This is a genomic window from Photobacterium sp. 270122K (genome assembly GCF_059941365.1).
The window spans coordinates 20,599-42,753 of record NZ_JBPOEN010000012.1; the positions used below are offsets into that span (position 1 = coordinate 20,599).

The window sequence follows — 22,155 nt, forward strand, 5'->3', positions numbered from 1 at the left end:
ATCTTAGTGATATAGGTTTTCTATGAACAATAAACTTACCTTATTATCTGTGGCAGTTGCGACTGCCCTTTCCGCCCCAGCGATGGCGGGTATCAACATTGATACAACAACAAGCACACCAATAACTGTTACTGTTGGCGAAATTCAAGGGGAAGGATTTTCATCGCCTTTACTCGGGAAAGGTGAATACGAAAGTAAAGAAACGTATCAGGTCACAGGTGTTGTATCTGCGATCGTAACAAATGAAGATGCAGCACAAGGTTTTTATATCTACGCCGAAGATGGTGAGCCACTCACTTCTGACGGATTATTTATTGAAACAAGCAAAACAGCGCCAGAAAAAGGTCGTCAAGTCACGGTTATAGGCAAAGTAAAAGAAAATTACGGCCTAACGTTAATGATTCCTGAAAGCTGGTCTGATACTGGGGTTGCCCTCGAGGCACCAAGTGCTATTGATCTAAAAATAATCAAAAGCGATAACAACGATTTCAAAAAAACGCTTGAGCGTTATGAAGGTATGGTCGTTAATCTACCTGCAGATATCGACCCATCAACAGAAACATTAGAGGATATGCGCGTATCGCGTACCTTTAGCTATGACTACAAAGGCCGTAAAAATAACATGGTGCTGGCGTATAAACGCCCCAACATGCAGCCAAACCAAGAGCATGTCGCAGGTAGTCAGGCATCCAAAGATCAGGCTAAACAAAACGCTAATTATCGCTTATTTGTAGAAAGCGATCAAAACGCTCCTAATGGTCACATTCCATACTATGACGATTTTAGGGATAACGCCTCATCTTATAAAACAAAAGATTACATCCGCATTAATGACAGTGTAATTGGCTTAGAAGGCGTCATTCATTATTCATTCGGTGAATATCGTTTAATTGCAATGAATAAAATCGATAAAAATAACCTGAAACACAATACACCTCGTGCGGAAGGTTATGATGACCCGACCCCTACACTAAATGATAAAACCGAAGAAGATGCCTTTGCGATCCGCATCGCAACACAGAACGTGTTGAACTACTTCAACTCACCGTATGGTGGCTCAGACAATCAACACGGTTCCAACCGTGGTGCGGAAAGCCGAATTGAATTTGAGCAGCAACAAGCCAAACTGATTGAGGCCATTTTTGGCCTTAATGCCGACATTGTTGGCTTGATGGAAATTGAAAATAACGGCTTCGGTGATTTTGGTGCAATCAATGAATTCTTGAATGCCCTTAATGCTAAATATGATAGCGAATACATGGATGATCCTGAGTCCATTCATAACCGCTATACCTTTATCGGATTTGATTCCAATGGCGATTCGATTCTCGATGAATTAGACAGTATTGGGGGTGATGCGATCACGTCTGGTTTAATTTACCGTCCAAATAAGGTTTCATTGGAATCTTCAAAAATTATCACAATGCCTCGCCAAGACGCCCCTATGGTTACCTATGAAGATGGCAGTCCAATCATAGATAAAAAAGGTGAACTACGCGAAAGTGGGAAAAATTACCAACGTGATACCGTCGCTGCTACCTTCAAGCTTCACAACACCGGCAAAACGCTTACTGTCGCCGTCAACCACTTTAAGTCGAAAGGCTCTAATTGTTGGGAAGAGTGGCAAGGTTGGGAAAAATGGGAAGACTTCTCACCTAAATATGACAGCGTGAAAGACATTGATTTCCAAGGCTCCTGTGAAGCCTTCCGTGTCGCTGCCGCTGTTGAGCTTGGCAACCAAATGGCGAAAATTGGTGGCGATCAGGTTGTGATGGGTGACTTCAACTCTTACGGCCAAGAAGATGCGATGTTGGTACTGACTCAGATCCCAGCAAAGCTGCCAGCCGGCAAAACGATCCGTGCAGCACGCGATACGTTCGTGGGCTATAAGCCACAGTTTGGCGAAAGCGGTGCAGAAATCACGCAGTCTTTCGGCTTCCTAAATGCCGTCGCCATGAAAGATGCCGAGAAAAAGCAATCAAGCTGGAGCTACTCGTACAATGACGAAATTGGTTCATTGGACCACGTACTTATCACGCCGTCATTGGAAGCGAAACTCCTTGATGCAACTGATTGGCACATCAACTCTGTTGAATCAACATTGTTTGACTACAAGAACAGCTACAAAGATTCTCAAGACTACGGTAACAATCCGTTCTACGCTGAAACACCGTACCGCTCATCAGATCATGATCCTGCAATCATCGCACTAAGCTATAAGTACGGCGAAACTGACGGTGAACCGGTTGTGCTGGCAGCGAAGAGCGGCCGCATGGAAGTGGCCTACCCGATTAGCCTAGACACAGCGAAAGCCGGTGACATTGCGACAATTTCCTTCTCGCCAACACCGGAAGAAATGGATCGCGTTACTTTACCGAAAATTACGTTGAAAAAAGACGGTAAACAAACGGTCTTCTTTGATGTGAACGGTGTTGATACCGGTCGCTACAACGTCACAATGACACTAACACGCCCAGCAGAAACAAAAGCGGAAAATGCTGATCTTGCAGATGCGAAAGTCGTCATGACTGTGGATGTGGTTAAACGTGATTCGCTAGAACCTGAAATCACCATTCCACCGTATGACGGTACAGGCGGTGGCGGTTCGACAGGCCTAATGGGTCTGCTATCCCTGCTTGGCTTGGGCTTTATGCGTCGCTTGCGTAAATAACTTTCCCCCAACGTCATAAACAAAAAGAGGCTGAAATCAGCCTCTTTTTTTATCTCTTCATTCCGCCAAAAAACAGAATGCTTGCCCCTAAGCCGACGCATTAAGCCAAATGGGATACATCTCTTGAATGTTCGGCCATGCGCGTCGTCCACTCAATCGGTAAGGGTTGGTCAGATATCACGGAGTCGACGGCTTCAAGCGCACATACTGCGGCTTTACGCACAACGCCAATTTTGCTGCTGTCCACCACCAATATGACAGATTGTGATTGCTTCATCGCTTGGCGCTTATACGGTATTTCCGTGAAGGCATGGCATGTGATCCCCTGCTGACCGTCCACTCCCGCCGCAGAGGCAAACATGGTATCAATGCGTAAATCGTCCAGTTCATTATTCTCTGAAATCGGATAAAAATGATTACATTGCGGATCAAATCCACCACCACATAGAATTGGGCTGCAATTGGGTTTGTTTTTTAAGGCTAAAAATACATTGAGAGAAAAACACACACCGGTGAATGCAATACTGTCATCGATAGCATGAATAATATGGACGATGGTTGTACCATTATCAAAAAATGCCGTGTCGTTATTTTTAATATACGCAGCAGCTCGCTTGCCTATCTCAATCTTTTCTTTCAAATGACTTTCATGCTGTTCATTTAAGCAATAAGAAAAATCATCTTCATGGCGCAGATTATTAATAATATACCCGCCAATCACACTGAGACCGCCATGGGGTTCAATGAGATCACGCCGCAATGTCATCTCAGACACAGAAAGCGCTTCAGACGCCTGTTTTAAATGTATTTTTTCTTTCCTATGTAACAACTCCACCAGTTGCCGGAGACGTTTCTCCTGCTTGGTTTCAATCATGGTGCTTCCTGTTCAACGATTCTTTTATTTATTGTTCTGTAAATTATACGCAGTCATTGATGAATGATTAATTTTCTCTTTCCAGCACTGTGACCCAACCCATAAAGTCATTACCCTTATTTTCATCCCTCTCTCTTACGTAAGCGATATCTGCATTTTTACGCAAAAAAAACATCACTATAAAAACCTTCGCAAGCATAAATCTGCATTCATTTTTTTATTTTTCGTCAACGTTAATTAGTGCTCGTGTAGTGGCAGAGAGGCACGGACGTTAACCACGAAACATCGGCAATATTCACCTTTTGTTTATCCCGCATCGGTGTATAGAGCAATCCTTACCTGTGATTCGCGAGTCAAAAACGTCACAACAACCCTTGCTGTAATGCTGATATTTATTTACATCGCATTAATATTTACCAAACATTAACAACGTGAATCCAACCTGATAGAGTCTAGGTAATAACGATCCGTCGGCTAGGATGAGACGAACCATGAGCATAACAAACACTTTTTCTCGAAAACCTTGGATACTGTCAGTATTGATACTGATTGTGATTGCACTCTGGCTATTGAGCGGATTGGGTTCCTCTTCTTCAACGGATGATAAAGAAGAAGGATCATCAACAGAGAGCACCACTCTTACCGCGACCCAGCAAACCATTCCCTTGGCGACCGTGAAAGTGGATCAGTTTCACACCCAACCTGTCACCCGCACCCTCTCCTTGTATGGCCGAACGGCACCTAATCGACAAGCCACACTGGCAGCAGAAGTCTCTGGCACCATAGAGAAATTACTGGTCAAGAAAGGGCATGCCGTCAAAGCTGGACAAGCCTTGGTACAATTAAGCAAAGCCGACCGAGAGTTGCAACTAAAACGCGCCCAAGCACGCTTGAAAGTGCACAATCAAGAATACAAAGCAGCCCAATCATTGCGTAAGCGTGGCCTGCAAGGTGAAGTGGCGCTAAGTAAAACCGAAGCGGCATTGGTAGAAGCAAAAGCGACCTTGCGCAGTGCACAGCTTGCGGTTGAAAACACCGTGATCTATGCGCCGTTTGACGGCATCTTAGAGTCTCTGCATGTTGAAAAAGGCGGCTATGTCGGCATCGGTGATCCGGTTCTCAATATCGTCGATTTGGGTCCCTTAGTCATCAGCGCTGATATCAGCGAGCGCCATGTAAATCATGTGTTCAAAGGCCAAAAAGCCACGGTAGAATTGGTTTCTGGCCACCAGACCGAAGGCAAATTACGCTACCGCGCCTCTGTCGCCTCCGCAAACACCAACACCTACCCCATTGAAGTGGAAATCAGCAACCCTGACATGCGTTTCACCGCGGGCACCAGCACCAATCTGGAACTCGTACTGGAAACCCAAGCTGCGATTAAGATGACCCCTTCCATGCTCGCGCTGGATGAAGCGGGTAACTTAGGGATCAAAACCGTTATCGACACAAACAAGGTCAAATTCATTCCGATTGCGGTGGTGAAGGTGGAGCCTGACGGTGTATGGCTGGGTGGCACACCGAACCCTGTGGATGTCATTACTGTCGGTCAAGGCTTTGTCCGTGATGGTGATAGCGTGATCCCAACACGCGAAGACGGGAGCCAATAATGCATAGCTTGATCGATGCGGTACTGAGCCGCTCCCGCACCATGCTGACACTGTTGGTGTTGATCCTTATTGCAGGCATGATCACCTACAAGGTGATCCCGAAAGAATCGAATCCTGACATCACCATCCCAATCATTTATGTCTCGGTATCACACCAAGGGATCAGCCCGGATGATGCAGAAAGGTTGCTGGTTCGCCCGTTAGAGCGTGAACTGCAATCAATCGAAGGGGTGAAAAAGATGACAGCCACGGCCTCTGAAGGCCATGCTTCGGTTGTCTTGGAATTCAATGCCGGCAGCGATATTGATATTGCCCTCACCGATGTCCGTGAAGCGGTGGATTTGGCCAAAAACAAGCTGCCCGAAGACAGCGATGAACCCACCGTCAACGAAATTACGTTGGCCAACGAAGTTCCCGTGCTGTCGATGGTCCTTTACGGTACCGTGCCAGAGCGCACCACCATCCAAATTGCACGTAAACTGCAAGACAAATTGGAAAGCTTTCGCCAAATATTAGAAGTCGACATTGCCGGTGATCGCCAAGATGTGGTGGAAGTGATTGTTGATCCCCTATTGATGGAAAGCTACGGCTTAGACCAACAAGATGTCTTCAACTTAGTATCACGTAACAACCGTGTCGTCGCAGCAGGCTTCGTCGACACAGGCTACGGCCGATTTTCAGTCAAAGTGCCTTCGGTGTTTGAATCACTTAAAGACATATTAGAACTGCCGATCAAAGTCGATGGCAACACCGTCGTCAGCTTTGGGGATGTGGCGACCATTCGCCGTGCATTCCGTGATCCGAACAGCTTTGCTCGCCTCAATGGGGAAAGCGCCGTCGTATTAGAAATAAAAAAACGCGCGGGCGAAAACATCATTGAAACGGTGGAGATCGTCAAAGCCGTGATGGCCGAAGCGCAAAAGCGCGACGAGTGGCCGGATAACCTATTGGTGGAATACACCCTTGATGAATCTGAAGACGTTAATAACATGCTCACCGATCTTCAGAACAATATTTTGTCCGCCATTATTCTGGTGGTTGTCGTTATTCTCGCCATCTTAGGGGCTCGCACCGCGTTCCTGGTTGGTATTTCCATTCCGGGTTCTTTCCTCGCGGGGATTCTGATCCTTGCCATGGGCGGGGTCACGATAAACATCGTGGTTCTGTTTGCCCTTATCATGGCCGTCGGGATGCTGGTGGACGGGGCTATTGTCGTCACAGAATACGCCGACCGTCGAATGCAAGAAAACATCCCACCCGCACAAGCGTACCGTGAAGCCGCCAAACGGATGGCTTGGCCAATTACGGCCTCAACCGCGACGACACTCGCCGCGTTTGCCCCTCTGCTATTCTGGCCAGATACCACCGGTGAATTTATGCGCTATTTGCCGCTAACCCTTATTGCCACGTTATCAGCATCCCTGCTTATGGCCCTGCTGTTTGTGCCGGTACTCGGCCAAGTATTGGGTAAACCCCAATATGTCAGCAAAAAAGAACAAGCCCGTAAGCAAGCATTAGAGCAAGGTCGTTTTGACCAGGCAACCGGCATGACCAAGCTGTACCTCAACAGCTTATCTATCGCGATTCGCCACCCTCTGAAAGTATTGGCCGGTGCGATTGTGTTTGCGATTGGGGTCGGTTTTGCCTACGGCAAAGCCGGTTTGGGGATGGAATTCTTCCCTGATGTCGATCCCTCTCGATTCACCGTGAATGTCCGTTCTCATGGTGACTTATCTATCTATGAAAAAGACGCCTTAGTCAAACAAGTGGAAAAACGCTTGATCGGCCATGAAGGGATTGAAAATGTCTACACCCGCACCGGCGGCAACGGCCTGATCGGCACACTCCAATTCAGCGCGGTCGACTGGCAAGACCGTGAACCGGTCAACGCCATCATTGAAGATATGCGTGAACAAGTGCGCGATCTACCCGGGATAGAGATTGAGTTTAAAACCGAAAATGCAGGCCCATCAGGGGGGAATGATCTCGAAATCGAAGTCGCTGGCACCCATCATGCCGCCATGCAAGATGCTATCTTTCAGGTGAAACAATGGCTATCAAGCCAACCCGCCTATACGAACTTGTCAGATTCGGGGGATAAACAAGGCATCGACTGGCAAATCAACATTGATCGTGATGATGCCGCACGGTTTGGTAGTGATGCCACCTTGGTCGGTAATACCGTTCAATTTGTCACGAATGGCCTAAAAATCGGCGACTTTCTCCCGGATGACACCGACGATGACGTCGACATTTTAGTGCGCTACCCACAAGATAAACGAGACATTGGCCGCTTTGACGAGTTACGGGTGAAAACCCTGTACGGCATGGTGCCCATCACCAATTTCTCTGACATTAGTCCTGCACCAAAACAAAACACCATTAACCGTACCGGCGGCAAACGGGTGTTGGAAATTTTTGCAGATATGTCTGAAGGCTACAACTTGAGCCTTGAACTGCCAACAGTGACCGCGGCCATTGAAGGCATGAGGTTCGCTGATGGCGTCGAAGTCAAGATAAAAGGCCAGAATGAAGATCAGAACAAGTCATTGGTATTTTTACAGTACGCCTTCTTAATGGCGATTGCCGTGATGGGGCTGATATTGATCACCCAATTCAACAGCTTTTATCAAGCCTTTCTGATCCTCAGTGCGGTGCTGTTTTCCACCGTGGGTGTCTTCCTCGGGCTATTACTTTTCCAACGTCCGTTTGGCATTGTCATGTCGGGGATTGGGGTGATTGCATTGGCGGGTATCGTCGTGAACAACAACATCGTGTTGATCGATACCTACAACCAGTTGAGAAAAGACGGATTAGATAAGGCCAGCGCCATTATGCACACTGGTGCCCAGCGTCTGCGTCCAGTGATGCTCACGACCGTCACCACCATTCTGGGGTTAATGCCTATGGTGTTAGAAATGAACATCGATTTAATTAGCCGCAGTGTGGAATTTGGTGCGCCGAGTACACAATGGTGGACATCGCTGGCAACAGCAATTTCAGGCGGGTTAGCCTTTGCCACCGTACTCACACTGATCCTCACACCGTGTTTGCTGATGCTAGGACGTGATAAGTCACCGGTAGAAAACGCTGGATCCACACCGCAACATGCGCAATCACACAACACTGACGCACACGAAACACACACGTCAATGCAAACGGCCTCGCGCTCATACGCAAACAGCGCGCAACCTGCATTGCACACGGCATCCACACACGGTGATCCCGCTGACATTGTGCAGCAAGAACTCAGCAAAGCGTTCACCGCCTCAGCAGTAACACCAACATCGTCACCAGCAACATCTACGGCCACAACGCCGTATACGCCGTTGAAGAACGATAAAGAATCAACCCGTTAACGCAACAAGGTGGGACGCAAGTCGTCCCACTTTCCTCCTTCACGTCACTGCACTTCCTTCGCTTCAATGCGCCTCTCACTTCATACGCCTCTCAGCGCGTCAAAAACGGGCTTATCGCCTATGATTAAAAAGATGTCATCTTTCTTACCACTCAGCCCGTAACAATAGTGATGTATTGGCGAATCGACTCGCCTATTGATTTTGCTACCGTGAGGGCTAATCCATGAGTCTGAAATCTGCGTTAGAAAAACTCGAACCCGCTTTTGAACCTGGCGGCAAATACCAAAAATGGCACGCGTTGTATGAAGCGGTCGCCACCTTGCTGTATACCCCCGGTCAAGTGACCCAAAGCCATACCCATGTACGCGACAGTATCGACCTGAAACGGATCATGATCATGGTGTGGCTGGCTGTCTTCCCCGCCATGTTTTGGGGTATGTATAACGTTGGCCAGCAAGCCATTATGGCGTTGCACTCGCTGTACACGCCTGAGCAACTGGCGGCCATTGTGGCAGATAACTGGCGCTACAGTGCCACGCTTGCGTTAGGTGGCAGCTTGGCTGAATCTGCAGGCTGGGGCAGTAAAATGTTGCTCGGTGCCATGCATTTTTTGCCCATTTACCTCGTGGTCTTTCTGGTCGGGGGATTTTGGGAAGTACTGTTCGCCATGGTCAGAAAACATGAGATCAATGAAGGCTTTTTTGTCTCTTCAATTCTGTTTGCGCTGATCGTGCCGCCAACATTGCCACTGTGGCAAGCCGCTCTCGGTATCACCTTTGGTATCGTTGTTGCGAAGGAAATCTTCGGCGGAACAGGACGTAACTTCCTCAATCCCGCGCTCGCAGGTCGTGCTTTTCTCTACTTTGCCTATCCGGCACAAATTTCCGGTGGTTTAGTTTGGACGGCCGCTGACGGCTACACAAGTGCAACGCCCTTAAGCCAATGGGCAGATAACGGGCAATCAGCATTGGTGCATAACACCACGGGAGAAACACTGACTTGGATGGATGCCTTTATCGGTAATATTCCGGGCTCGATCGGGGAAGTCTCGACCCTGTTTTTACTCGCCGGCGGGCTGATGATCATCTTCATGAAAATTGCCTCTTGGCGCATTGTAGCCGGGGTTTTTCTGGGGATGGTACTTACTGCCAGCCTGCTTAATGCTATTGGTTCTGACACGAATCCGATGTTTTCAATGCCCTTCTGGTGGCACTTAGTGTTGGGAGGCTTTGCCTTCGGGATGCTGTTTATGGCGACCGATCCGGTCTCTGCCGCTTTTACTAATAAAGGGAAATGGGCGTATGGGATCTTGATTGGGGTGATGACGGTCTTCATTCGTGTAGTGAATCCCGCTTACCCAGAAGGGATCATGCTGGCGATTCTGTTCGCTAACTTGTTTGCGCCACTGTTCGATAATATGGTGACTCGGGCCAATATTCAACGCCGACTGAAACGTCATCCCGTCAAATAATGCAGTAACATAATGCAGTAACATAATGCAGTAAAATAACGATATGCCGCCACGTGACTTCAGGAGTATGTTTCTATCTCATATCCTGCCAATCACACTGGCGGCCTCAAAACAGGCTATCGACAAAAATCATCGGTTCTTGGTAGCGCACCGCATACCCTTCATCAAGCAATTCATCCACCAGATCATCGGCCATTTCGACAAAGGCTTCGCTCAGTATGTCGCACACCGCTTCGCCCCCTTCTGTAATGGCTAATGCGGAAAACCACAATTTGACATTCATCCCCAAGCCTGACACCTGCCGATAAATAGACTCACTGTCTTTACGCGCGATATTCACGATCAACGTCGATAATGCTGTGGCAATCCCAACACCGCGATAGTCCGCTTTCACATACACCGTATGTAAGGCAATTTCGTAATACAGTTCAGAGGATTTCGTCGGAAAACGGTGGTCTTCTAAATATCGGCTAAACGTCGCGAGGGCAATTAACTCACCTTGATGATACACCGTCAGGGCAATATCATTTTCTTGCTCTGACTGACGATGCAACGGGGAATACAGTGTGGTGTCTTTGGCGGCGGCTTGCGACAGCGCAGAAAACGCCGCGTAATCGTCATCCAACCCGTTAATATCAAGCAATGCGTTTTGTAATGGGCAAATCAGAATGGACGCATTATCTATCGATAACGTCGGCGTCAATGCGGAAAATGATAAATTAGCCAGTGACGTTAACGCCAACGTATTGAGCAGAGGAGAGGCGCAATGGCCCGTCGGTGTCATCACGCCAACCGCGTCGACACTGAACACATCAGGTGCCCCTTCAGCCGCATGCGCATCATATAACCAACATGCTTTTCCATCGGTACTGCGTTGCTGAATCGCGGCGAGTGCATCAAGCAGAGCATCATACTGCCCCGCTAGGGTGATTTCACTGTCACTTTTGATAAAGATTTGATATCTAAACGCTTTCATCCGTTTCGCCAACTCATCTTTCGTGGCTTCAGTTTATCAAAATTTGACGATAACAAACGACGTATCGCGATAAGTTGTGATGCCACAGACACTCCGAGCATGTAAGCCGAATAGAATTCGGCCATAATGACGAGAACATCATCAAATATATTTCTCTCTCGTTATGTCACGATTTCATTCGGCTCTGCCGCAGGCATTGATGGCATAAAATGATAGCCATTTCGACCTGACGATTTCACTTGATAGAGTGCTTTATCTGCCTGAATCAAAATATCATCCCAATGATCAATCAATGCGCCCGCATTAGGCACAAACATCGCCCCCATCGACACCGTCACCTGCTGCTCACCACAACTCAGCGCAAAGGGTTCGCCCGCAATCTGTTCACAAATACGTTGCAAGCAGCGCTCACTGTTTTGTTCATTACAGACCAACATCAAGATGAATTCTTCTCCCCCCCAACGCACCACAAGATCATGGCTTCTGACCAACTTTTTCAGGCGTTCCGCAATACTGACCAACACCTCATCACCAATATGGTGACCCAGCCTGTCATTGATTTGCTTGAAGTGATCGATATCCACCACCACCACAGCTAGCCCTTGTGGATAATCATCCCGCTTCAGGGCCACCTTCCACTGTGACAAATAACGACGATTACTCAGACCGGTTAATGGATCGGCCACCAGCTCAATTTCCAGTTTTTCGTTAGATTGGACCAAAACAGATTTGTCTTTATTCACCGCAGAATAACGACGATACAATAAATAGAACAGTAAAAGAATAAAGCCCGATGTCATTCGCAGTATATTGGTACCCGCTTTTTTTTCAGCCAAGGTCGCGGTTGCCTGTGCATTTTCTGACTTTAACATCGCGATTTCATTTTCATGCACTTCTTCATCAAAACGGTCTTGCAGATAAAATAACTCGTTATGACGAATATCGAATAAATACGCTTTCCCTGCATCGGAATACGCTTTATAAAAAGCCAACGCCTGCTGATAATTTTCAGAACGTTCATAAATTTCTGCCAGTAACTTGTAAGTTTCAAGCAAGCGGATCTTCTCGTGATACGCCTTATAACCGACCATCGCTTTTCTGGCGAACTGCAACGCATCAGCATATTGCCCCTTGGCCAGAGCAACGTTAGCCAAACTTTCATTACAATTAGCCGTATTAATGGGATGTTGGTCAATCTCGCTGTTGGCGACAGCAACACACTGTTGGGCGACATCAAACGCACGATCATATTCGCCTCTATCGACATAATAAGACGATAAATTCATGCGAGCGATCACTTTCGCACGCACAACCGGCGTGCGATCAGCCAACAGAACAGCACGCTCAACGTGTTTTTTACGATCATATTGCCCCATTGAATGCGCGGCAATTTCACCTAAATTGATGTGTAATAACGACTCAATGAAAGGGTTATTCAAACCATGATCGTGATACAACGCTAAGGCACGTTCGGCATACGTTTTCGCCTCGCCCCATTCTTCCATATGGATATATACCGTGGTTATATTTGAAAGAATGAGTACTAACTGCGGATAATTGCCACACTGTTGGAAGATACGATATGCACGCTGATATTTATTCAGTCCCTGTTTATATTTCAACGCTTCAACGTCAATGTTTGCTAACCACTTTAGGCTACGCGCTAATAAATGCTGATTATTTGAAACCTCTGCACGCATTTTCGTCGCCTCAAGCTGCGCTTGAGCAAGCGAGTAATCCTTATTATCGTAATGATTAAGCGCCACTAAAAAAGCCACTTCATCAGTGAGCCAACGCTGTTTTGTCTGTACAGCAAGCTCAGATAATTGCTGTAAAATCTGCGACGGCTTATGCGCACTCTCTTTTTTGTCTTGCGCAACTTTATACTGTGCCAGCAGATAGAGAGCTGTCTCAGTAGGATGTGTGTGCTTTTTACTGTCGATATCTAATTGACCAGACAATTCATCCGCCAAAACAGGGCTATTAATGGCCAATTGATAATATTTCAGATAGACATTTGATGCGGAAACATCATGCTCAGATAAAGCCGGGTGGCAAATTGGAGCGATGATCGGGTCTGCCCACGCTAAAGAGGCATCGATACATACCCCCAAAAAAAGCAGGCAAAAACGCGTTAAAAAATACGAAATATTACTAAACATTAGACACTTGCGTTGATGTAAATAGACACAATCCGTTGTCTTGTTATTTCCAGCCGCATTTTTAACAGACTATAAGGAATAAATATAGCCCTGTAGGAATATTCCCACCTTGTTATGGGTGGTCTCGCCTAAAATTTCGCCAGTAATTATCGTCTAACTCGACTTCTCGCATTCACCGCCACAATAAGGCGATTAATCAGCACCTGCTTTTTCGTTTGGCTCACAGCGCCCAATTCGCGCAAAATGCGACTAATTTCTGAGTCCAAATATTTGGCCGTTTTGGTTCTAACCATGGCATGGATAACCTTCTCTGCCTTATCCGGTAACGGTTGAGCCAGTGCCCAGGCAAAACTGTAAACTTCATCATTACTCTTAGTCCGCTGACGCTTCACGCTTTTTTCTGGGATCGCCACATCCTGCTCACGCCCTAAACGGCGGCAATATTCTTCTGCAACTGGGCTGGAGTAATACGGCAACGGGCCTTCTGAATACAATTGAGGGCCCAAGTCATTGGCCAATGCCGCTTTGGCTTCTAACACAAAACGGCTGGCGTTAGTCACTCTCCCCAATGATTTGTCTGGTACGGTGTAATACACACAGGCTTTCTGTTTCGCTCGCGTCATTGCTACGTAAGCCAATCGGCGTTCTTCCTCAATATCTGCCCCCATCGAACCGGACGCCTTGTTTACATAAGGGAACGCGTCTTTATCCCAGAACGGCAAATGCACATGATCATACTCACACCCTTTCGCGCGAAAAATAGTGGTCAGTTGCACACTTGCCTGCCCCCCCTCCGGATCAACAGGTGCCTCTGCGCCCATCATCGGTGGCATATTCTGCGGCGCCGTCTGAGTGTTTGGCTGATTGACGGACTGGTACAGGTAATACTCAAAATACTGCAAGGCTTTGGCACAATCCTGATCCATCGTGTCCAGTACCGTACCCACACTGTCGAGCCGTTCAATGGCTTCTTCTATTTCACTCGCCGTCGCTTCCGTTTTCCAAATCCAGGTATCTAAACCACTTTCATTGCGGTATTGCTTGTAGACCACAGCCGCTTTAAAACTGCCTTTACGCATCAGTTGTACCAACAGCAACAACCGATCGGTCAGGTTATCCAATTTCAAGCTGCCATTGGCCTTCTCATAACGGCCAATAAAGGTCATCCACGTATTCGGATCCATCCCCGCCAACTGGTCGCATAAGGGCTTCAGCGTTTTGTTGGGAACATAGCAGTGTGGAAAACACAGCAAATTAAACAGCAATGTTGATTTCGCAGGGGTCGCCAATTCGGTAAAGCGGCCTGTTGCTAACGTCATTAATTCAATCAGCAATTTGACTTCACGACTATTGGCCAAGACGGAAGGCACCGGCATGTGGTACGGCACTTTCTTACTGAGAAACGCCAATTCAAATAACAAGGTCTGCGACCAACGGCGTACCAATATTGCCACTTCAGACGCTTTACCGCCCTCACTCAAATACGTATGAATGGACTGCGCGATTTCACCCACTTGGCGCGCCGAACCACATTCAACAAAATCCGTATCGGTGATCCCCTCACCGGATGTGGTCAAGAAATCACTGAAGCGTTGTTTGTTATTGGCAATCAAGTGGCTCGCTGCTAACGCCAAGCTGTGACCAAAGCGGAACGTTTGTGACAAGGTGTAGGTCGTCGCTGGCGCAAAGTCTTGCTCGAAGTTGAGCATGAATTGCGGCGCGCTCCCTCGCCACTTGTAGATACACTGATCCACATCGCCCACTGCCAGTAGTTGCGTCTCTGCCCCTAACAACTGTTTCAATAAACGGTATTGGGCTGTGTTAATGTCTTGGAATTCATCCACCACTATCAACTTGCCTTGTTGATGGTAGTGCGCACGAATCGCGTCATTGCCTTCCAGCAGCTTTACCGACTCCACCAGCCAATCATCAAAGAACAACAACTTCTGTGCTTTACGACGGGTTTCAAACTCGTCATACGCATCCAGAATAAACAGATAATCGCGATTGATGTCAGCTAATTTGAACACTTCCATTGGCGAGAGCATGTAGGCTTTCACCAACCCAATGAAACTCAACAGCAGTTCGATGGTTTTCGGATCTTTGATCATCTGCTGGCGTTGATAGGTTTTTTCCAGCCCAGAAAGATCACGCAATACGTTCTTCACCAACGCTTTGTCACTTTCACCGCTTTGATAATCGACGCGGTAGCCCGTTTCCCGAATAAACCCGGTTTGGTTAAGAAACTTCAAACAAAAACTGTGGAAGGTATGCACAGGCACTGGCGCCTGAATCCCACTGGCTTGCAATTTAGCCTGAAAATCTAACCGAATATCACGGTTAAACATCAACACCAACATCTGCTGGGCAGGAATAGTGGCCAACTTTTGTGCTATTACGCCCACGAGTGTGGTGGTTTTCCCCGTACCCGCACCAGCAATGCACAAGGCATTACCTTGTTGGTGCTGAATGAATGCCAATTGTTCCGAGGTAAAACGCGTCATAGTGAGCCTGATCATCAAAGTGGAACCCGTGATTTTGCCACACTTGCTTGTCATACGAGGAATAAAATCTCGCCACTTAACCGTAACCTGCGCCTTGTCGCTGTATTCCCGACCGCGTTTCACCGTCTATCACATGAAATTCCCGCTGTACGATGAAAAATAAAATTGCGCAATCGTTTGCTTTTCTAGCTGAAAGCCACCTTGAGTTCTGTTATTATCGCCGCAACAACGGTCCAAACACCGTACTAAGGCAGACTTTTAGCCTTAACTGACAGGGTTACCTTCGTTTAACTTTTGAAATAGGAATTCGCCATGAGCCTTGCTGATCAAGTTCTCGCTGTAAATGATGACCTGCCCATTCGTACTGACAAGCCGGTTCACAGTGGTAAAGTACGCTCCGTATACTGGTTAACCGAAGCAGACAGCCGCCGTCTGATCAAAGAAAAAGGCTATAACGTTCAGCCTGATGCCCCACTGGCAATCATGGTGATCAGCGATCGCATCTCAGCGTTTGACTGTATTTGGCGCGCCGAAGGCGGTCTGAAAGGCGTACCAGGGAAAGGGGCTGCGTTAAATGCCATCTCTAACCATTGGTTCCAACTGTTCCGTGACAACGGCCTTGCTGACAGCCATATTCTTGATATTCCCCATCCTTTCGTATGGATCGTACAAAAAGCCAAACCAGTGATGGTTGAAGCCATTTGTCGTCAGTACATTACCGGTTCGATGTGGCGTGCTTACAGCCAAGGCGAGCGTGACTTCTGTGGCATTGCCCTGCCAGAAGGTTTGGAAAAAGATCAGAAACTGCCGCACCTACTGATGACCCCTTCCACCAAAGGTATTCTGAAAGGCATTCCTGGGGTGCAGGAAGTGGATGACGTGAACGTGACCCGCAGCGATCTGGAAAACAACTTTGCTGCCTTTAATTTCAGTCGGCCGGAAGACATCACACATTACGAAACCTTGCTGCGTGAAGGCTTCAATGTGATCAGCCAAGCCTTGGGTGAATTGGATCAGATTTTTGTCGATACCAAGTTTGAGTTTGGTTACGTAACCGATGCCAATGGCAAAGAAAAGCTGATTTACATGGATGAAGTGGGCACGCCGGATTCTTCCCGCATCTGGGATGGCGCGGCCTACCGTGACGGTGAAATCGTTGAGAACTCGAAAGAAGGCTTCCGCCAAATGCTGCTCAACCACTTCCCGGATCCCGATATCCTGTTGAACAAAGACCGCATGGAAGAGCGCTTTGCACTGGCGCGCGATAACGAACTCCCTGTTGAAGCATTGATGGATGTGTCCCGCGTGTATACGGGCATTGCAGAAAAAGTAACAGGGCAACCCATTGTGCTGAGTGACAACCCAAAAGCGGAGATCGTGGCGATCTTACGTGAACAGTATAATCTTATCGCGGACTAGCGTTAAGCGCAGTATTAAGAGCGATACCAGATAATAACGATACATCACTACAATAATTATTTGGCGTTCGCTATGACGCCAACACACAGAGATAAGTGACTGACATCCCCCCTGATAAACCGGCCTTGCGTTCGCGTCTATCAGAGGGGCTTTTTTTGATCATCCAAGATCAACGCTGATCAGCGTGCAGTGGTTATCCAGCCGTATACTTTCCTACCGATCACATAACCAATCGCCGCAAACGCGGTAAAGATCAAACAAGCAAACACATAAGCGAGCCAAACCGGTACACCCAAGCCCCACGCAAACGCAAAGGCGATCCCGTTTAATGCCTCAACTGGCCATAAATACACCACACTTGGCGCGCCCATGGCTATCGTTGCAATCACTGTCGCTAACACGATAAGTGCACCCACAATACCGGCGATATGTTTGTTATTCATTATTGTCCGCTTTAAAAGAAGTAAGCCATAAAAAATCGGCCAGATTCTATCTCTCAACGTACAATCACACCACTGATATCAACGCGTTAAAACGCTTTCTGCATGATTTTCTGTATTCGCTGCATTAACTGCCTTCTAACAACTGTACGTGCTGACCATCCACCAATCCGCTGGCACCCCGCACGACAACTTCCCGGCCAATCGCAATATCGCCTTTCACTGCGACTTTCCCGCCACTGCTATATAGTACGTCGACAGGGATGGATGTCACAGTAACATCCGCGGGGCTATCATCGGTACGTGCCACTTCACTGATCACAAACAACGCACTGCCCTGCTTGCTTGTCACAATGGCATCACGGGGCACTAATACGCCGCCAGATTTGAAACGCGTCGGGATCGCCACTTTTACGGGCTGGCCAATCGTCATGGTTTTACCTTGTGGCAATAAACGTAACTCAATCAAACGAGAACGTGTATCTGCACTGACACTGCGCGTATCCACGGTGGCCGTCAACGCTTCTGTACCCACGGTGACATCTAACGTGGCCGCCGTCGGCAATAACGCGGTCACTGAAATCGGTGCTTGCAAGCGGATTTCTTGCTGCGCAGTATTGACCAAATGCAACACACTTTCCCCTTGATTGATGTATTCACCTTGCGATTTGAAGACGCTGTTCACCGTGCCATCAAACGGGGCAATCAATTGGGTACGGGCTAATTGTTCTTGCACAACATTCACTTGCAGCCGCGCATTATCCAGTTCAATACGGCGAATCGCCAAATCATGCCGCGCTTGGGCTTGATCGGTTTCAGACACATTGCGCTTTTTTGCCAACTTGTTTAATCGGGCCAACTCCACCACCAAATGATCCACATACGCTTTGGCTTTGCGGGCTTCCATCTGCTCGATTTTTAACTGTAAGGTTAAAGAATCGGCATTCACTTCTGCCAATACATCCCCTTTCTTCACGGTCTGACCAAACGTGGCCACGGCCGTTAAACGGCCGGTGGCTTCCATGCTCAAACGCGCTTCTTGCTGACTCTGTACCGTACCACTGTACCAACTCACTGGCGCAGCTTGTTCTGCTTCAGCAACAGCCAATACCACCGGCTTGGCCGCCCAAAGAGGGAGCGCGGCCATCATCAGAACACTGCCGATCGCCACGCGTACACAACGTTTTATCATCGCTGATGTGTGCTTGTTTTGTCCTGTTGATGTGTATGCTTTTTGATCGAATCTTCGCTTACCTACTTCCATGGCTAATCATTTCCTTTTTGTTCTTATACTTCCGTTGCCAACAACGTTGTTTCTTTTTTTGTTTGAAGTGTACTGTTTGCCGCCTTACCGATGCGCAGCAACGCGGGCAGCAGGATCAACGTAAACAGCGTGCTGACCAACATTCCCCCCACAATGACCGCCGCAAGGCCACGATAAATCTCACTGCCCGTCGCAGGGCTCAACAAAAGCGGTAGCATGCCAAACACGCTGGTCAGGGTCGTCATGAAGATCGGGCGGATCCTGCGGGTTAATGCATCTTCCACCGCAAGGGATCGTTCCATTCCTTCACGCTCATTGGTGCGAGTTTGATGCACCAACAAAATGGCGTTGTTCACTACCAAGCCCAACAAGATCACGAAGCCAATCATGGTGAGCAGATCCACCGGTTGATCCACCAACACATGCATAATTTGAATGGCTATTACCCCGCCAACGGTCGCCAATGGCAGCGTCAATATCACCAACAGGGCATCGCGCAACGTGCCGAACAAGCCCCACAACAGCAACAATAAAATACACAGCGCAAACCCGAAGATGGAGAGCATATTATTAATGGCCTGTTTGAGGCTATCGGCATTGCCCGACAACTGCACCGTGCCGCCATCCGGCAGAATACGTTCTATCTTTTCAATGGCTTGATCTTGTAACTGCTCCATTGCCACTTCCAGCGTCATGTCATCACTGGGCTGCACGGCCAAGACAAACGCCCGCTTGCCGTCGATCCGATCAATCGATTTTGGCCCCATCACGGTTTCAACCCGTAACAGTTCTCCGAGCGGGACAATCGCCCCAGACGGGGTAGCCAGAGGAATTACGCCTAATTCTTCCGGTGACCCTGCACCTTGCGTCATTAGCATCATGTCGAGTTGCTGATTACCGTCAAAAAAGTTACCTAAATAACGTCCCGAGCCTAATGAGCGGATCACTGAGGGCAAATCCCCCCGACTCCAGCCGACTTCAGCCAGACGACGATCATCGGGGATCAACCGCAACTCAGGCGCAGTAAACTCTAACGATCCGTGTGGCCAAACCTGGGCATCCGGCATTGCTTCTTCTAAGATGACCTTTGCTTCCTTTGCAGCACGAAATAACTGTGGCATATCGTTCGCTTTCAGCACCACAAGGATCTCTTTGCCGGATCCAAAGGTACCAAATAAGGATCCTTGCCGCGCAAACGCCCGAACATCCGGCAGGCCAACGGTAATTTCATCCCTTACAATCGTTTCAAGTTCTTTAATGCGGGATTGATCGATCGCTCGCACTCCCATCGTGGCGCCACCAGGCCACATGATGAAGTAATAGTTTTTCAATGCGGGCTCTTTCTCGCCATCCATGTACGGCTGTAAGCGCTCCACCATGGTATTCATCACTTCTTCGCCGACGGCATTAATGCCAATGCCCGGTGCAATAGAGAACCACACATCCACCGCATCTCGCTTAACATCCGGCAAATAATCCATCTTAGGTAAACCAATACGGGTGAGTCCCAACGGCAATGCCAGTAAGGTCACAATGACGATACCGCGTCGGACTGGTGTGGCCGTTAAGCGCATACTCCACCCCGCCAAGCGCTGCCACACCGAAGCGTAACTATCCTGCAAACGGGTATCCGCTAACCACCGTGATGCCGCAACGGGTAACACTGTAACCGCTACAATAAGTGACATTGTCACGGCAACAGCAATGGTGATGGCAAGATCAGCAAACAACTGCCCTTCCACATCATTGAGCATCAATATCGGCAGGAAAATCGCCACCGTGGTCAGAGTGGATGCTAACAGCGCACTCCACACTTGTTGTGTGCCCTGCTCGGCAAGGCTAACCGTCTGATCACTCGCTGTATCCCGCTGGTTTGTTCCTTGCAAATTGGCTTGTTTCTCACGTAAACGGATGATGTTTTCCAGCACCACAATGGCCGCATCGAGCACCATGCCCACCGCAAAGGCCAAACCCGCCAGTGAGATCACATTGAGTGTTCGACCCGTCAGTTTCAGCACGCAAATGGTCAATAGAATACTGATTGGGATCGACATGGCGATGATCAAGGTCGCACGGGCTTTCCGAATAAAGCACCACAGCACTGCCACGGCGAGCAATACCCCGAATAATAAGTTACCCGTCACCATGTTAAGCGCCCGCACAATGAAAACGGACGCGTCGTAAGACATTTCTAAATGCACACCATTACGCGCCAAGACAGAATCATTAAGTTGCTTAATGGCTTCTTTCACCGACAGCAGGGATTCCAGCGCATTGGCACTGTTTTCCTTCATCACACTGATATTGATCGCCGGATTGCCGTTTTGAACCCGCAACGTACGCGGCACCGCACGTTGTACATTGACCTCAGCCAAGTCGCGCAGATACACGGGCAAGCCGCCCCGCCACGCCACCACCATGTCACCGAAGTCCTCCAATTCGTAGCGGCCGGCAAACCGCAATTTGTATTCTTTTCGACCAATGTCCAGTCGCCCAGCAGAGGCATCGCGCCCTGCAGATATGCGTCCGACTAATTCAGGAATAGTGATCCCTAATTCCGCTAACCGGTAAGGATCAAATCGGATCTCCACTTGCCGATCGCTTTCGCCACGCACCTGAATGCGCGATACCCCATCGACGGCGGTGAGCGCGGGTTCTATCTGGCTCTCCACCAAATCCTGATACGCTTGAATGGGGGTGTCATTGCCTGGCAGTTGCTGTAAAAAGAGGGAGGTTAATTGATCATTGTTTGAACCACTGTGAATAAAGGGTCCATCAATATCAGAAGGGAGATTCGTCGCTTGGTTAACCCGACTGATCACCTCCAACATGGCCTTGTCCATGTCAGTGCCAATTTCAAATTCAAGGTCGATTTCCGCCCGTCCGTTCCCCGCTTCGGTATAGACGGCTTTGGTGCCGGATATCCCTTGCAACACCTGTTCTAATGGCTCTGCGACTTCCGACTCCATCTCTTCGGCTGCCGCCGCACGCCAATGCACAGTGAGCGACAAACTCGGCCGAGTGATATCCGGGAATAATTGAATTGGCAGGGTTTTGATACTGAGCAAGCCAAACAAGGCTGTCAGTGCAACGGCCACCGCAATGACGGCGGGGCGAGAAATGGCATAGCGTGTGAGAAACATAACGTCCTGTCTTGTCTTTACTCTTGTTGTACGGTTCATACAAACCGCGTCATTCACAATATCAGCCCATCCATGGCCGCCTGATTGCGGTAACAATTTCGCAACAGCTACGATAGCAAAATTCACTGCCTTTTACAGAGTCTTGTTATGTTTTGGTTACATTTTCATAACGCACACAGTGAATATACCTAAGCCGGATAGTTTTTGAGTCATAAACGGCAAAATGGACCCGAGACTGCACACGCACGCCGTATTTTCACAC

Annotated in this window: 11 protein-coding genes and 1 pseudogene; 5 read left to right on the forward strand and 7 right to left on the reverse strand. The window is 48.3% G+C overall.

All coding sequences use genetic code 11. The annotated features are described in order from the left end of the window. The first annotated feature begins 22 nt into the window (after positions 1-22). A complete protein-coding gene (locus tag ACSF8W_RS19270; RefSeq protein WP_500848777.1) occupies positions 23-2,671 on the forward strand; it encodes an ExeM/NucH family extracellular endonuclease in 2,649 nt (882 codons plus the stop codon). Between the two features lie 100 nt (positions 2,672-2,771). On the opposite strand, the gene deoR is transcribed toward ACSF8W_RS19270, so the two are convergent. Next, the gene (gene deoR / locus ACSF8W_RS19275; protein WP_500848778.1) at positions 2,772-3,545 is read right to left on the reverse strand and encodes a DNA-binding transcriptional repressor DeoR; all 774 of its coding nucleotides are present in this window, start codon (positions 3,543-3,545) and stop codon (positions 2,772-2,774) included. Between the two features lie 491 nt (positions 3,546-4,036). On the opposite strand from deoR, the gene ACSF8W_RS19280 reads away from it, so the two are divergent. The 3 genes and pseudogenes from ACSF8W_RS19280 (at position 4,037) to ACSF8W_RS19290 (ending at position 9,985) form a co-directional block, all read left to right on the forward strand. Next, positions 4,037-5,155, forward strand: coding sequence for an efflux RND transporter periplasmic adaptor subunit (locus ACSF8W_RS19280; RefSeq protein ID WP_500848779.1), 1,119 nt, complete (start codon positions 4,037-4,039; stop codon positions 5,153-5,155). Then, positions 5,155-8,229 (forward strand): annotated as a pseudogene (locus tag ACSF8W_RS19285) (efflux RND transporter permease subunit); the annotation flags it as partial. The gene ACSF8W_RS19280 and the pseudogene ACSF8W_RS19285, both read left to right, overlap by 1 nt. Before the next feature lie 508 nt (positions 8,230-8,737). Next, entirely contained in the window at positions 8,738-9,985 is a 1,248-nt protein-coding gene (locus tag ACSF8W_RS19290) for an NADH:ubiquinone reductase (Na(+)-transporting) subunit B (RefSeq protein ID WP_500848780.1), read from the forward strand. A 106-nt stretch (positions 9,986-10,091) separates the two neighbouring features. On the opposite strand, the gene ACSF8W_RS19295 is transcribed toward ACSF8W_RS19290, so the two are convergent. The 3 genes from ACSF8W_RS19295 to ACSF8W_RS19305 form a co-directional block, all read right to left on the reverse strand. Then, entirely contained in the window at positions 10,092-10,961 is an 870-nt protein-coding gene (locus ACSF8W_RS19295; RefSeq protein ID WP_500848781.1) for a GNAT family N-acetyltransferase, read from the reverse strand. A gap of 161 nt (positions 10,962-11,122) precedes the next feature. Next, positions 11,123-13,123, reverse strand: coding sequence for a diguanylate cyclase (locus ACSF8W_RS19300; protein WP_500848782.1), 2,001 nt, complete (start codon positions 13,121-13,123; stop codon positions 11,123-11,125). A gap of 146 nt (positions 13,124-13,269) precedes the next feature. Then, entirely contained in the window at positions 13,270-15,627 is a 2,358-nt protein-coding gene (locus ACSF8W_RS19305; RefSeq protein ID WP_500848783.1) for an ATP-dependent helicase, read from the reverse strand. 312 nt (positions 15,628-15,939) lie between these two features. On the opposite strand from ACSF8W_RS19305, the gene ACSF8W_RS19310 reads away from it, so the two are divergent. After that, complete coding sequence (locus ACSF8W_RS19310) at positions 15,940-17,046, forward strand: phosphoribosylaminoimidazolesuccinocarboxamide synthase (RefSeq protein ID WP_500848784.1); 1,107 nt, start codon at positions 15,940-15,942, stop codon at positions 17,044-17,046. 179 nt (positions 17,047-17,225) lie between these two features. Here ACSF8W_RS19310 and ACSF8W_RS19315 read toward each other — a convergent pair whose 3' ends face one another. From ACSF8W_RS19315 to ACSF8W_RS19325, 3 genes are all read right to left on the reverse strand, one after another. After that, complete coding sequence (locus ACSF8W_RS19315; RefSeq protein ID WP_500848785.1) at positions 17,226-17,489, reverse strand: hypothetical protein; 264 nt, start codon at positions 17,487-17,489, stop codon at positions 17,226-17,228. 124 nt (positions 17,490-17,613) lie between these two features. Next, on the reverse strand, positions 17,614-18,678 hold the full coding sequence (locus ACSF8W_RS19320) for an efflux RND transporter periplasmic adaptor subunit (RefSeq protein WP_500848786.1): 1,065 nt from the start codon (positions 18,676-18,678) through the stop codon (positions 17,614-17,616). 95 nt (positions 18,679-18,773) lie between these two features. After that, positions 18,774-21,893 (reverse strand): efflux RND transporter permease subunit, encoded by a 3,120-nt coding sequence (locus ACSF8W_RS19325; protein ID WP_500848787.1) that lies wholly within the window; start codon positions 21,891-21,893, stop codon positions 18,774-18,776. Positions 21,894-22,155 lie beyond the last annotated feature (262 nt).

Excerpts from the sequence above, each read along its gene's own strand:
- ACSF8W_RS19310 (WP_500848784.1), top strand. The coding sequence starts at position 15,940 with ATGAGCCTTGCTGATCAAGTTCTCGCTGTAAATGATGACCTGCCCATT.
- ACSF8W_RS19325 (WP_500848787.1), bottom strand. The coding sequence starts at position 21,893 with ATGTTTCTCACACGCTATGCCATTTCTCGCCCCGCCGTCATTGCGGTG.
- ACSF8W_RS19290 (WP_500848780.1), top strand. The coding sequence starts at position 8,738 with ATGAGTCTGAAATCTGCGTTAGAAAAACTCGAACCCGCTTTTGAACCT.
- ACSF8W_RS19300 (WP_500848782.1), bottom strand. The coding sequence starts at position 13,123 with ATGTTTAGTAATATTTCGTATTTTTTAACGCGTTTTTGCCTGCTTTTT.
- deoR (WP_500848778.1), bottom strand. The coding sequence starts at position 3,545 with ATGATTGAAACCAAGCAGGAGAAACGTCTCCGGCAACTGGTGGAGTTG.
- ACSF8W_RS19295 (WP_500848781.1), bottom strand. The coding sequence starts at position 10,961 with ATGAAAGCGTTTAGATATCAAATCTTTATCAAAAGTGACAGTGAAATC.
- ACSF8W_RS19320 (WP_500848786.1), bottom strand. The coding sequence starts at position 18,678 with ATGATAAAACGTTGTGTACGCGTGGCGATCGGCAGTGTTCTGATGATG.
- ACSF8W_RS19280 (WP_500848779.1), top strand. The coding sequence starts at position 4,037 with ATGAGCATAACAAACACTTTTTCTCGAAAACCTTGGATACTGTCAGTA.
- ACSF8W_RS19315 (WP_500848785.1), bottom strand. The coding sequence starts at position 17,489 with ATGAATAACAAACATATCGCCGGTATTGTGGGTGCACTTATCGTGTTA.
- ACSF8W_RS19305 (WP_500848783.1), bottom strand. The coding sequence starts at position 15,627 with ATGACGCGTTTTACCTCGGAACAATTGGCATTCATTCAGCACCAACAA.
- ACSF8W_RS19270 (WP_500848777.1), top strand. The coding sequence starts at position 23 with ATGAACAATAAACTTACCTTATTATCTGTGGCAGTTGCGACTGCCCTT.